The organism is Chryseobacterium luteum (assembly GCF_000737785.1).
Taxonomy (GTDB): Bacteria; Bacteroidota; Bacteroidia; order Flavobacteriales; family Weeksellaceae; genus Chryseobacterium; species Chryseobacterium luteum.
Genome location: NZ_JPRO01000015.1, coordinates 80,355 through 93,041, shown reverse-complemented (window position 1 = coordinate 93,041; position 12,687 = coordinate 80,355). Strand labels below are relative to the sequence as shown.

Here is a 12,687-nt window from a genome sequence, read left to right as displayed (position 1 = left end):
CAGGTTCACAAAAATTATTATTAATCAGGGCATGCTTGCGTGCTGATACAGAACCACCCAAATGTGCTTCCTCCGTCTTTAGAGGTATACATTTTCATACATTTATTAGTGGTATCATAAACAAGCATTCCTTCGATAAAATCAGCAACCGGAATCCCGACAGGATTTCCAGAAGAATTGAAATCCATCCTGTTAACAACAAAACCTTTCGTTCTTGATTCTAAAGCCAACCAGGCCCCATTACGAACTGCCGGCCAATTGTCTGAATTCTGACTTCCAGCTCTTAGTAATGAACTGATTCCTATCTTACTTATTAAAGCAGGATTTCCCGCTGTAGCAGCAATTCCTGGTTTGTAGCAGGCACCGTTGGTACAAACAATAGGCGTATATCCATCTCCCGGTACCGTTACTACAGATGTTCTTGTATCTATATAGGCAGAATATACCTTCAATGTCTGGTCTCCCAATGAAACAGCACTTCCGATAGAAATCTTAACTTCATCAAACGATAATGTTGTCTGGAAGCCAGGTGTATAGATGTTGGTATTGGTACCAAACCATTGTGTAAAGAAAGAAAAATCTATCAAGGCACCTCCGCTTCTATGCTCTCTGTATTGACCATTTAGATACGTTGTTACCGTAACATTTGGTAAAAAACCACCGGAAAAAGGAAAGTTATCTTTATCTACAGTAAATCCTGCAAATGTGCCCGGCGGTAAAGTAACTTTTGGTATCGCTATGGAGATAGAGCCTGTAACACCAGCTACTGCAGGTAAATGTATCGTTGCAACATCTTCCGGATCCGGACTTACCGCATTCCAAACATGATCAATACCATATCCTGCTGCTGCTAAACCTTCATACCCTGTGTTGGCATATTCTATTACCGCAGGGATTGTAGGAGAAGTTATAATCGTAGGACCATCTGTAAGTACATAAGTACCATCGCATTGCAAAACTAATGGACACGTAGTCGTAGAAGTAGGGCTGAAATCTCTTGCTACTACATTGTGGATTCTAATCTCCCCGGCAGAAGCACCTGCAGCGCGGCTTATCACATAACGCACTTCATCAAATGGAACGTGGGCAACTGTTCCTATTACCAGACGTTGAAAGCCTCCTGTCACTGCAGCAGTACTTAAACCTCCGGCAAGTTGGGTACCTGTACTGGTTTGTACCAGAATTCCGTCTTTGTATAGTTCTATTTTATTACTTTCAAAAGTGCTTGCCTGCGCTATATCTAATGTGCTAATATCGAAACCTATATAAGTATCTTTAGGGAAATCTCCAAAGCCATTCGCTACGCTGAAAGCTAATCCTGAACCTACACTGGCCCCAAGTTGCATTGCGGCATAGCTGTTTGGATCATTGTCTATTGCCTTCTGAGATTCACTTACAGAGCTATTGCCATCTATGAAAGCAGTAACTCCTGTTCTTTCCCCATTGATATATAATGGATACTTAGGAACGCTTATGTTTTCTATCTCGTTACATTGAATAACAGGTGTTGCACAGAATCTTTGAATAACTGCCGAGTAAATGTTTATAACACCCATATTTCCACTTGCAACTTTGTTTACGGTAAATTTTACCCCGCTAAATGGAACATCGGAAGCAAATCCTAATATCTGACGATTATTAGTTGAATTACCAATAGAGGTATGCACACCGAAGAAACTAGAATTCATCACGGCTGAGTCTGCAACAGTTCCGTCTGCTTTTAGCGTAGTAATCGTAATAGTACTGCCAAATAATTCTGCTGCAACAAGTGTAGGGAATTCTACATCAAAACCAGCAAAAGTACCTGCTGGATATAACTCATAGGTAGGATCTCCCGGATTACCAATAGCTTTACTACCATCCTGCACCGCTACCGAAGCATTGGTTACACCTCCAAATACAGTATATAATTTAGCTGGAGAAGTAGTATTTGCCACAATATTGTTCAAATCTTTAAAATAAGTATCTGCTGTTGCTAAACCTTCTACTCCTGTATTTGCAGCATCTATAAATACTGGGTAATCATTTGGATGTGAAGCGTCAACCCCTCTTTTAAGATTTGTAATTACATTACAAGCCTGCGCTGTAGAAGGGCAAAACTTTTCTATCACAGCACGATAAACTTTTGTGCTGGATCCTGCCTGTACAGTTCCTATTGCTTCTACTGTAATTCTTACCTCATCAAAGGCTTTACTTTTAAAACCTATAATATACTTCCCATTATTGGGTGTAAAAAGGTTTGCTCCCAATACATTTGTGGTACTGTATCTACCTACTTCAAATCCGTTTTTATAAGTACTGATGATAAAATTCTTAGCCACGTTTGCTTTTGCAAAGTCATCGTCTTGAATTTCAAAACCGGCAAAAGTACCGTCTGGGTAACCACGGTCAATATTAGTAATATTATTTGGGTCACTACCATCCATCGTCTGTCGGGAAACAACCGAAATACCATAGTTGGACCAGAGCGTACCACCTGTGGCAGCACCTATTTCTGCATAATTACTCAAATCGGTATCTATCACTCTTTGTACATTGTTGATACCCGGGTTGCCAATAGTAGCAGAACCAACACTGATACCAATCACTTTTGCATAAACCGGGTGGTTTTGTGCGCCTCCCGGAGTAACTTCTCCGGAAATAAGGCTTACCGGCGCTCCACAAGTAATGTCAGCATTACAAAAACGCTGCACGATAGGGTAATAAATTTCGAGTGCACCGAGAGCTGCAGAGAAATTGGTCTGAATTTCAAATTCAATAGCATCAAAGTCATATGGAGATATCGCACCTACGGTCAAAAGACTTCCGCTAGCTTCGACACTTAGAAATTCATCATTCACTATACTTGGTCCGACCTGAGAACCATTTTTAAAGAACCTGAGTGTTTTTCTCACATTTAGTCCTCCAGTTACGGCATTCAGCTGGTAAACGCCACCACCAAAAGTACCGGCAGGATAAACGACCCCGTTGTCTTCTAATTTACCTGAATAAGTAGCTAAACCGGGGCTGAAATAAGGAAGAAAACCATGCGAACCAGGCTTTTCATCTTCCAAGGCAGTAATTAACCCTGGTATTATACCCGCACCAATAGGAACACCTAGTATATTTGCATATCCGTTTGCTGTTACCCCACGACCTGTAAGCGGTATCTGCGCATTGCAGGTGACAACCTTGCTGCCGACAGTATCATAACCGCCACCGGTACGGGTGTAGCGCTGGAAATAGACATTATGGATTCTTTGGTTTAGTGTACCAATACCAGTACCAATTGATGTTAGCTGAACCTCCACTCTGTCAAATGGTTTGTGGGCAAAAAAACTAACATCTGTAGTTCCTATAACTGCCCATCCTAAACTTGCGCTGGTTTCTACCGGAGTAGTACTGGTCCCAAAATATGTCTTTATAATAATATTACCGAGGCTTGCAGCTGTAAATCCAGTAGTAGTTCTGCTTACGTTTACCCCTATACGATACCCTGTAAATGGTGTGGTATTGTAGGTATTGCCGTCACTTACACTAACGGGAGTAGTGGTATACGGTGTAGCTAACGCAGCAACACTCGAAGAGTACTGTGCATAATCTGTTATTGCAAGATTGTTATCAACAATCTTGGGAGTATCTACCCATCCTGTTACTGCGGGAGCTGTTACTGTATCAAAATGCATGGCACTACCACCGGTGCCGTTACCCCCGCCAGTTATCCAGGGGATTTTAAAAACTTCGGCAGGAACTAGTGGGTTTTCAACGTAGCCATTGGTGGGGGCTACTGCCGCATCCTGGGAGAAAGCAGTAATACTCCCTACTAATGCCAAAAGCAAAGCGGCTTTTCTGAAAAAGCAGTCTCCTTTTTGCTTTAATTGGTTAATGTTCATCATATTTATGTTATTATATTTATTAAGTTTTGAAAAAAATAGATTCTAGTTCTATAAGTTATTTTGAGATTTCAAATTTCTTTTACAGAATGAATTTGTTGAACAATCTATAACCCTTTAATGTTGTTTTTTATAAACATTAACGACCCTAATCGTCACTTTAGGTTCTTCGCTTTGGATGAAAATATTCTGTATAGGTTATCAGATATAAGAAAGATCAATTTTGACGTTACTAAATCCATTTTTCAAGTCTTTGACTATTTTTCAGTGGATTCAGGAGGTGTAGTATTTCCACTGTCTGTATGTATGAAAAATTGCTTAATCTCTTCCACTTTGGTATGTATAGTGTACTCCTGCATATTTTGATTTATCAGGACTTCACTAATGATTTTATTTTATTATGTCAATTGAAATTCATCATTTTTACTCAGGATGACGAGATTGTCCTTATTAAGGAAATAAAGTATCTTTGAGCATCAATGATTTTCTTGGCTGAAATATGTTTTATTATCTTTCAACAGTTTCAGAATAAAAGAAATTATGACCGTAAAAAGTCATATTATTTAAAGAATTTATGAAACAGGAGGAGGTCGAATCTGCAGTCTACGTTGAGACAAATTATCCGCAATATTTTGCTGATTAATTAAAGTACAATCACCTTTGCCATTATAAAAAAAGGAAGTATAACCTTGTTGTAAGGCTCCTGCAACTTTTAGATGCTGAGTGACAGGTAATAGCGTTTTATATCGTGAAGAAGATTTAGAAAAAAAGCCATCATCACCAGGTGGTAAAGGTTTAAACTGAATTTCTACAGATATTTTTTTGACATACTGGTCAACCTTTTTTGGTTTCTTTTTTTTTGCTTTTGAAAGAGCAGATTTCTTTTTTGTTACTTTAGGTTTTGAAAGATGCCTGGAGGTAGGAGATTCTTTACCTACCTGGTAAATGTTCTCCTGATTATATATAACAGTTCCTTCTGCAACATGAATGTCTCCTGACAATTGAGTAGTTTGCACAACTACTCCATTGTCTGTATCCGAAGCCAATGCATGCAATGGAATCATGAAAAACAAAAAAAACAAAACATGTCTGCTAAAAAAACAGAACAGCGTTTTGTTAATTAAATAGGCATTCATCATTTTTGCTCTTAGATATAATTGGGGAACTATTAAAGCAAAAAAACAGCACATTTTCTACTTCCGTTTAAAGAGAATCAAATGCAATTATTTTCAGTAAAAATATTCCGTTTTTTTCTCATAAGAAATAAGAGTATGAGAGAATATAAGAATATATATCATACTTGTTTTAATTAAAAAATCACATTTCTAACATATGAAAGAAAACAAAAAAAGCATCAAACATTTGAATATCAAATATTTAATTTTAAAAAACAATTGCAATATTTTACGAAATCAGCGCAGTTATTTTATATTTTCCCTTGTAAACAAATCCTTACTTTGTCACCATTAAAAAATAACTGATAAAAAATATATTACACTATTTTTATGTGTGATTTTCGGATATTATTCCGCACAATTTCATCAAATATTCATCATTAAAAAGCAAATATCAATTGCATAAGAAGAGGATCAATCATTGTACTAATTTATAAATCTTATGAACTGTAAATCATTGGAGTTTTTATGATGGAGTGCCGAAAATTCGACAGAGGTATTTGTTTTTCTTTGACCTTATTTGATTGTTTGACTTTTAAAACGGAATGTGATTTTTAGTAGTTTTGTTCCTGATGAAATATAACCTATATCATTCATCATTAAAACTTCCTATGCATTCGGGATCACCAATAGGTACTTCACCACTTTTACTTCTTTAAAATCACTAAACAATAAATAATTCCCCGAGATAGAGCCTCGAGGAATATTAAGATTAAAATCTATTTCACTATCGTAGTATTCTTCAATATTTTCAGGGGTTGTACATTTAAGTATATCGTCACATTATTTTATTAAACTATTTATTTTAAAAGGTGTATCCAAATAACGACAAAAACTCATGATATTAAAGGTTATTTCATATAACTCTTTTATGCATTTTTATAAAATAAACTACTCCGATTTAGGAATCTAAACCATTATTAATATCTTACCATTAAAACACCTGAAACTGTACGATACAAAGCTCCAATCGGTAAACCTGCGGCAGATGCTTCGGTATTGTCTGCATATACGCCACATCCTTCTATAATTGCCGGAGTAAGATCGGCGGCTTGTTTTACAATATGCAATTGTGCGCTGGGAGCAATCTGCCCAATTCCAACTCTTCCTTCAAAAACATTTTTGGTGTTTGCGCCTTCAGAATAGATATTATATGTCTTTTCGCTGGCATGACCATTGTAAATAAACGGATCAATATGAATCCCATAAATATTTCCAGCGATATTTGCAGAACCAGCAGAAAATGGGTCTTTATAAATATCCAGACCATACACGTTTCCTGTAACATTTAAACTCCCTGATCCTTTTATTAATGCTGTTCTGGATTCTATGGTTTTAATATTATTTACAGTGATATTCCCGGTACTGATATGTTCCGTCCAGCTTCTGTGTCCAAAAGATGTACTTATCGTTGCCGTTCCGGAAGCGGTTGGTTCAATATGCAACCGGTCAAATCCTGAAGCAGATCCATGGGTTCCGGTACTCGTAAAATTTCCCGCAGGAAGTATGTAATTAAAATTGGCAGAAGCCGCCGTTGCAAGCCCCATATTGACATCTCCACCGGAAGGGGGACTAAAAATTATCTGATTGTACTGACCAAAATATTGCGAACCTCCATAGGCAGAAACAGGCTTTAATTCAGTAAACATATATGTTCCAGCACCTGTCCCACTATTACCAACTCTTGAGCCATCAATAGTAGTAATGAAGTTATTTGCTCTGATTGGTTGAACAGCAGTAATTCCTTGTCTGGAGTCCACAATTCTCGAATCAATACCAGATGGAGTTATATTGGGTGCAGATCCATTGTCAATATTTAAAGTATTGTAAATACCTTTTATTGCAGTGGCAGAAGGGTTTTTTGTGCTTGTAGCGTTGGAAATCCCGTAAACGGAGCCACCTCCATCTGTCGCATCATCTTTCAGTTCATTCATTATCCCGCTTTTGCTTCCTTTTTTATTGGTAGTCAATGAATTATGAATTCCATAAGAAACACCAGTGTCCCCTGAAGTATTATTTTCAAAAATATCCAAATTTGCTACTGGATCTGCGCTTGGATCACCACCAATAGCTACCTTGCCTGTCTGATAAATGTTTTGTGTGTTACTTGTCGCAGGATTAGTTGTCCCGCTAATTTGCCATGGTCCGGTTCCTCCTCCTGCCGTGTTATTTTTCCAAACTAAATTGTTTTTACCTGTAACGGCATCTTGTTCATTCACTAATATCTGTCCATCTAAAGGATTGGTTTTAGGAAATGTATATAAAGCATAACCTCCCAACCCATCAAAATAATAAAAATCTACTAATCCACTAGAGCTACCATCCAATGAGACCGATGAGCTTTTGGTTCCGTCGGATAGTTTCATTGAGGTATATCCTTTGTTTTCTGCTGAAACAGTAAATGCTGAATTTTGATTTGTTGTTCCATCTTGCGTAGACAAAATTCCAAACTTCCCGTTGACTTGTACCGTTGCCGTATTATAATTTGCATCTTGTGAAGTCATATAACCAAGATTATCGCTCAAACTAAGGATGTTAAATTTTGTAGAGTTGGATATTTCCGTACCATCGGATACTGCCATATAAGATCCCAGTCCACTTACATTGGTTTTAATGGTGTGGTAAAGTCCATTGGATAATTTTCTGGTTAAAAAATCTCCATTCACATCAAGTGTTTTGGTGGGTGTTGGAGTATTAATTCCAACATTGCCGGTTTGTGCATTAAAAAAACAGGGTAATGCAAAAAGGGGAAGTAAATAATTTTTCATCGTTTAATCATTTTTTATTAATATTCTTTTAGTCAAAATCTTGATACGTTTTCAACATTAATTAAGAATGCAAAGAAAACCTGAATAAGTTCAATCAAAAAAGAATAGGCTTTCGGAATTATTAATTTCAAAAAACATATAAAAATAAAATATTGATAATCAGATTATTGTAAAATATAAATACGAGATTATTTTCTCAATACTGAAATTTATTTTATCTAAATTTGTACAACTTTACAAATGATGAAACCATACTTTATACTTTTCTTACTGTTTATTTTCGCAGCAAATGCTCAGACAATTAACAAGAAAGAAGACAGTCTTATTTTTCTCCTTAAATCAACAGCGAGTCCCGATGAAAAAATTACTTTAGGTGAGTCATTATTACTTAAAGACGGATATTCGGATCGTTTTAAAGCATATGTCAATCGTTCTGTAGGTTCTGCTTTTATGACTAAAGGAGAATTTAAAACCGGGCAAGAATTTTATCAGAAGGCAATAGCTTTTGCTGAAAAGTCAGATGATTATTTATGCAAAGTCCAGACAAACTGCAGTATGGGAGAAGCTTACAGTGCATTGGGATTGACATCTGAGGGAGAAGAGTATCTTTTGAAAGCAAAAGAATATTCTACTCATCTTAAAGATAATGAAGAAAGTACAATTGCGATATTCAGTATCAATTCAATTCTCGGGAACTTGTATAAGTCTAAAAAACAACCCAATAAATCCCTGAATATTTATAAGAATTCTTTATTTCTTTCAGACAAAATTAAACACAGACCTGAATATTATGGAGCCTTAAGTTATACTTATCTTGGATTGGGAGACGCTTTTGGTGAAAAGAAAATATATGACAGTTCCAGATTCTATTATGATAAAGGTATTGAAACCAGCTTAAAAGATCCCCAAAAAAGATATATCTATGCCCTTTACAGCGGTCTTGGAGACATTGAAGTAAATGCAGAAAATTATACTCAGGCTATTAAAAATTATAATAATGCATTATCTTTTTCTTCTCAGCTTCCCCCTTATGCGAAATCGGATATCTACAAGAAAATAGCTGACTCATATCTTAAACTAAAAAGCATAAAAAATGTATCAAAATACACTGACAGTGCCAAAATATATAGTGCAAAAGCCTACACACAAAGTAATAAAGGGCTAGAAACAGCTGTTGATAAAATTAAAAATGATAAGATCGCAATTATTAATGAAAAGGAAAAGAAGGTTTCAAATCTGCTGTACTTATTGTTGTTTTTTGGAGCTTTATTAATTATCAGTACTCTTTGGTATTTCTTGAATTTAAAAAAGCAGAAAAAACTTTATCAGGAGTATGTATTACAGGCTCAATCCCTGAATAAAACGCAAACAGAAACAATAATTGAAAGTTTAGCAAACCATTCGCAAACTTCAATCAGTACAGATCTGGAATTAGATATCCTGGAAAAACTTAATATTTTTGAAAATGAGGAAATGTTCAGAGATCAGGATATGTCACTTTCCAAATTAGCCTCACATCTTAATACCAACACTAATTATCTTTCCAGAATCATTAACCAGCGTTACAATAAAAATTTCAACAACTACATTAGTGAATTAAGGATCAATTATATAACAAAAAAAATAACTGAAAATCCCAGTTACCGAAATTATAAGATCAGTTTTCTTGCTGAAGATTCTGGCTTTGTTTCTCACAGTGCCTTTTCTACAAAATTTAAAGAAGTAACCGGAGTTTCACCTTCTCAGTTTTTATCATTTTCTTCATCTGAGAGGCAAATATCTTAGTTAAAATATTAACTTCTCCTGATAATAAATTCATTCTAATCCATTAAATTTAGAATGATAAATTTATAAAAGGTCTTTTTTCAATCCATCTAACAGATTCAATGATCTTACCAAAATTCTTGATGTACTTTACGGCGGAGTTATTATTACTGGATTTCTCGGTTCTTTAAAAAGAACTTAAAGTCATTAAGAAAAGTATAGTCTTTTTTTTGAATATCAATATCAGAAATATTGTACTTCCATTTCAAAAATTCTTTGGTATACTTTAGACGTTACAGCGGGTTAATGTTCCTTTTCTAAACTCTTTCTCTGCCAGCATGTTCATTCTACCATTATGATCCTGGAAAAATAGGAATGAACATGCTCTCTTTGGCTAACCTCTTCCTAAAGCTTATTTTTTAAAGTTTCACAAGTCATGGTTTCTTTATCTCTCATCAACTGGTGATATTAACCCATATAAACTGTTACGAAAAAGAAAACTGGTGGTTCAAAAGAAAGAAACGAAAGATATTATAAATTACAATTTAGTATTTCATTCATCGGCTGATACTTTTGCAAACTTTGGTTCACTTAAGTTTAATGATATTGAGGGATTTACAAATCAAGAAAATACTTTTTATGGCTTAGTTTTTAAAAATAACACCAAACTAAATGATGAATCTTTTAAAGAAAAAATTGTTTATCTACAGGAGAAATTGGGCAAACCAAACTACCAATTCAGAGACCCAATGTGGGATTTTAGTTGGTGAAAAATTATTCAGTTGGAAAATCAAAAACCTTATTTATGTGGCGTATTTGGATAATCAGGATTGGTTACGGTTTCACATCATCAATTTTGATAAATTGAAGGAGATTGAAAAACAGAATTGGGTTGGAAATTGGTCGATTTGTAAAATGCTTTTAAAATATAAGATGTTAAAGAAAATAATTACGGCTATTTCACTTTTCCTTTTTTGCTTGGTTTTTTCACAGTCCAACCCAAAAGCAATTATCAAATCTGAACGAAAAATTTATTCTGCTTTACAAAAAAACGGAGAATGGAAGCGGGGAGAAATAGGCTGTTATGATGAATATAACGAGTACGATGAAAAAGGGCAATTGTTTAAATATTTCGATATTCTCTATGATGAAGAAACCAAAAAGGACAGCTTAAAACTGAAGCAAATAAACGATTACTTAAACGGGAAAATAGTTAGCGAAGAACATTATTTCGGACAGAAATATAAATTCGAGGAAAAAAATGGAAATATGATAGTTTTGGAAATGAAAAATCCGCCAGCAAAGGAACAAGAACAACTTATCCGTCATCCAATAAGTTTTTTAGTTCGGAATAGTTTTTGCAAATTTATCGGTGCTTTATTTATCCATTCGTTAAAACTTATAGCATTTCGAAGCATAAAACTACGGTAAACGAAGCAATTAAAGCTTTATGTTTTATAACGATATTTATAAAATAGAGTTTATTTTTACCTTTAGAAATACATCATTATGTATAATGGATAAACTAATCACTTATATTGAGCAGATTCTTTCTTTGTCTGATTCTGAAAAAGATTGTATTCGCATTGCTTTTAAACAAAAAAGTCTTAAAGCAAAAGAACTTTGGATAGCAGAAGGAATTATCTGCCATCAAATTGCTTTTATTTGCTCAGGAAGGTTAAGAGCATTCTACAATAGTAAATCAGGAAAAGAAGTAACTATCTATTTTGGGGAGGAAAATAGTTTTATTTCTTCTTATACAAGTTTTCTTACTCAAACACCATCATTAGAGTGTGTAGAAGCAATAAATGCTTCTGAGCTATTGATAATAGACAATAAATCATTAGAAACTCTTTGTACTGTTGTTCCAAAAATTCATATTTTATTTCGAGTCATTGCCGAAAATCTTTTTATAAAACTTGAAAAAAGAACAAGAAATCTTCTGGATCTAACAGCAAATGAGCGATATGAGCAAATGATGATGGAAAATCCGAATATTATTTTAAATGTACCACTCCAATACACAGCCTCTTTTTTAGGAATTACACCCCAACATTTCAGTAGGCTCCGTAAAAACATAAAGTAATTTCTTAACATTTGTTCAGACTCTCTTCATTTCTTTATACCAATTTTGGTATACTTAAATATTTGATCATGGATAACGAAATTCATACAGTTCTTGGCGCTTCTGGTGCAATAGGCTTTGCTATTATTAAAGCTCTTCAAAATAAAAACCTATCAATTCGAGCCGTAAGTAAACATCCTATGCAAGGAGTTAAGTGGGTTTATGCTAATTTAATGGATACTGTTCTAACCCAAAAGGCAATACAGGGTTCCGGTTATGTATATCTTTGTGTAGGACTTCCATATGATTCGGCAATATGGGCTTCACAATGGCCCGTAATTATGAAAAATGTAATCAATGCCTGTGAAAAATCAAATGCAGTTCTTATTTTTTTTGATAATGTTTACATGTATGACCCTTATTATCTACCATCTTCTTTTGATGAAAATACTCCGCAATACACATTAACAAAAAAAGGGATTACAAGAAAACAAATATCCGATATGATAATGGATGCAATAAGACAGGAAAAAATTAAAGCAGTCATTGGAAGATCAGCAGACTTTTATGGCCCTTTTGCTAAAAATAGTCCTTTTTATATTTCTTTTCTTGAAAGAATGTTACTTGATAAAAATCCTTATTTTTTAGGAAGCCCTGATAAAAAGCATACTTATTCATACACCCTTGATAATGGAAGAGCTCTTGTCCTTTTAGCCTTAGATTCTTCAACATATGGAGAGGTATGGCATCTGCCGACTAGGAAAGCAATAACCATTGAGCAAATAATAGAGATTTTCAATGGAATTCTTAAAAAGAATTATAAAATCAAAATAATATTTCCGATAGAGCGAAAATTATTGTCATTATTTTCTAAGACGATCAAAGAAGCTTCTGAGATGAATTATCAATTTGAACATGATTATATTATGGTAAGTGATAAATTTAAAAATCATTTCCCTGACTTCCATATAACCCCTTATGAATTAGGTATCAAAGAAATGATAAAATCATTTTGCAAAAAAAATACAAACAGATAGTATTCT

7 protein-coding genes are annotated in these 12,687 nt (G+C 34.6%); 4 read left to right on the top strand and 3 right to left on the bottom strand.

Annotated elements, in window-relative coordinates; translation table 11 throughout:
• Nucleotides 1-20: 20 nt before the first annotated feature.
• The 3 genes from IX38_RS15990 to IX38_RS15980 form a co-directional block, all read right to left on the bottom strand.
• Nucleotides 21-3,875 carry a hypothetical protein gene (locus IX38_RS15990; RefSeq protein WP_034706639.1) on the bottom strand — a complete coding sequence of 1,285 codons (3,855 nt, stop codon included), beginning with the start codon at nt 3,873-3,875 and terminating at the stop codon, nt 21-23.
• A gap of 569 nt (nt 3,876-4,444) precedes the next feature.
• Nucleotides 4,445-5,011 (bottom strand): hypothetical protein, encoded by a 567-nt coding sequence (locus IX38_RS15985; RefSeq protein ID WP_034706636.1) that lies wholly within the window; start codon nt 5,009-5,011, stop codon nt 4,445-4,447.
• A gap of 956 nt (nt 5,012-5,967) precedes the next feature.
• Entirely contained in the window at nt 5,968-7,815 is a 1,848-nt protein-coding gene (locus IX38_RS15980; protein ID WP_034706634.1) for an autotransporter outer membrane beta-barrel domain-containing protein, read from the bottom strand.
• A gap of 240 nt (nt 7,816-8,055) precedes the next feature.
• Here IX38_RS15980 and IX38_RS22035 point away from each other — a divergent pair, with 240 nt between their 5' ends.
• The 4 genes from IX38_RS22035 to IX38_RS15960 all read left to right on the top strand — a co-directional run bounded on the left by IX38_RS22035 (nt 8,056) and on the right by IX38_RS15960 (nt 12,681).
• A complete protein-coding gene (locus IX38_RS22035) occupies nt 8,056-9,600 on the top strand; it encodes a helix-turn-helix domain-containing protein (RefSeq protein ID WP_051884818.1) in 1,545 nt (514 codons plus the stop codon).
• A 651-nt stretch (nt 9,601-10,251) separates the two neighbouring features.
• Nucleotides 10,252-11,010 carry a hypothetical protein gene (locus IX38_RS15970; RefSeq protein ID WP_034706632.1) on the top strand — a complete coding sequence of 253 codons (759 nt, stop codon included), beginning with the start codon at nt 10,252-10,254 and terminating at the stop codon, nt 11,008-11,010.
• An 85-nt stretch (nt 11,011-11,095) separates the two neighbouring features.
• Nucleotides 11,096-11,665, top strand: coding sequence for a Crp/Fnr family transcriptional regulator (locus tag IX38_RS15965; RefSeq protein ID WP_051884816.1), 570 nt, complete (start codon nt 11,096-11,098; stop codon nt 11,663-11,665).
• 68 nt (nt 11,666-11,733) lie between these two features.
• Entirely contained in the window at nt 11,734-12,681 is a 948-nt protein-coding gene (locus tag IX38_RS15960; RefSeq protein WP_034706631.1) for an NAD-dependent epimerase/dehydratase family protein, read from the top strand.
• The last annotated feature ends 6 nt before the right edge of the window (nt 12,682-12,687 follow it).